1 protein-coding gene and 1 pseudogene are annotated in these 538 nt (G+C 36.8%); both read right to left on the bottom strand.

From position 1 onward, the window contains the following. The coding region (locus tag HMPREF9333_RS12030; RefSeq protein ID WP_005542480.1) for a PrgI family protein at positions 1 to 472 on the bottom strand (472 nt) is incomplete at its 3' end. 3 nt (positions 473 to 475) lie between these two features. Next, a pseudogene (locus HMPREF9333_RS13440) lies at positions 476 to 538 on the bottom strand (conjugal transfer protein); the annotation flags it as partial.

Raw genomic sequence — 538 nt, 5'->3', positions numbered from 1 at the left:
TGGTATCTTCTACCGTATATCTTTTCGGTTCTTTCTTAAAGATAAGGTCAAGGATTCCTCCCTTATCTTTTTTTGACTTGCAATTACTTTTCTTTAAGTCCCGCTTTTGACTTCTCAATCCTTTTCGTTTTGCATGAGTTTTATTTGCTGAATTTTTCTTTTCTTGTTCAAGGTAAACCTCCTTTCTCACTCTCTTTTTTGGCTGATAAAACTTATGAAGGTAGATGTGCTTAAAATATTTCTCAAAGGTCAGTCCGTCCTTTTCAAATAGTGTGATGAAAAAGATAGGAAGCGTGGACACGATAAGGAATATGACAGCTATGTCATTTGGCACAAACTTCCTCATAAATAAATAGACTGGTATTCCAACCAGTCCTGCAAGTGTGAAGCCTATGAGCTGCCTTTTAGTTAGGTTAAAAGCAACCTTTGTCTTTACCCTATTTAAGTCTTTAGGGATTGGTACATATGCCATATCTTACCTCCCATCTTCTTTACCCTTTGACAGCTCCTCAAAGTGTTCATATACAGAGCCGATTTC

This window comes from Johnsonella ignava ATCC 51276 (assembly GCF_000235445.1).
GTDB lineage: Bacteria > Bacillota > Clostridia > Lachnospirales > Lachnospiraceae > Johnsonella > Johnsonella ignava.
Note: the sequence above shows the minus strand (reverse complement) of the source record. Positions and strands in the feature narration are given on the sequence as shown.